Below are 656 nucleotides of genomic sequence, written 5' to 3'. Positions count from 1 at the left end.
TTTTGGGGCACTCGACATGTCGGCGACCTATGCCGCGGTGTACACGGTGATGTTGCCTCGCGTCGAGCAAGTCGTCGACCCGTTCCACTGCGTGCAGCTGGCCAATCGTGCCCTCGACGAGATTCGACGACGCGTGCAGCGCGAACAAAAAGGTCACCGCGGGCGACGTAACGACCCTCTCTACCGGGTCCGCCGCGTGCTGCTAACAGGTGAAGAACGCCTCGATACCAAGGCCACTCAACGCCTGACCTCGCTACTGCAACTGGGCGATCCCCGCGGCGAAGTCGCCCTTGCCTACCGCGTCAAAGAACGACTACGCGAGTTCTACCGCTGCCCAAACATCCACAGCGCCCGAACAATGCTGGCCGAACTGATCGACCACTGCCTGCGGCCGGGCCTTCCGCCCGAACTCAACAAACTCGCCCGCACCCTCAAAGCCTGGTACGACAAAATCTGCAATTTCCACATCGCCCGCGTCAGCAACGCGCCCACCGAAGCCCTCAACAACCTGATCAAACGCATCAAACGCATCGCCTACGGCTTCACCAACTTCGACAACTACCGCATCCGCGCACTGCTCTACGCCGGCAAACCCAACTGGCGCGTCCTCGGATCCATCGTCGTCCGATGAACCCCCGGCAAGATCCGAAGAGCCG

1 protein-coding gene is annotated in these 656 nt (G+C 61.6%); it reads left to right on the top strand.

All coding sequences use genetic code 11. The annotated features are described in order from the left end of the window. A partial coding sequence (locus AC5Y4N_RS21050; protein WP_499912848.1) for an ISL3 family transposase occupies positions 1-631 on the top strand: 631 nt, incomplete at its 5' end. Between the last annotated feature and the right edge of the window lie 25 nt (positions 632-656).

The organism is Mycobacterium sp. NGS19, assembly GCF_059813155.1.
The sequence above is the reverse complement of the archived record's forward strand: the minus strand, read 5'-3'. Positions and strand labels throughout refer to the sequence as shown.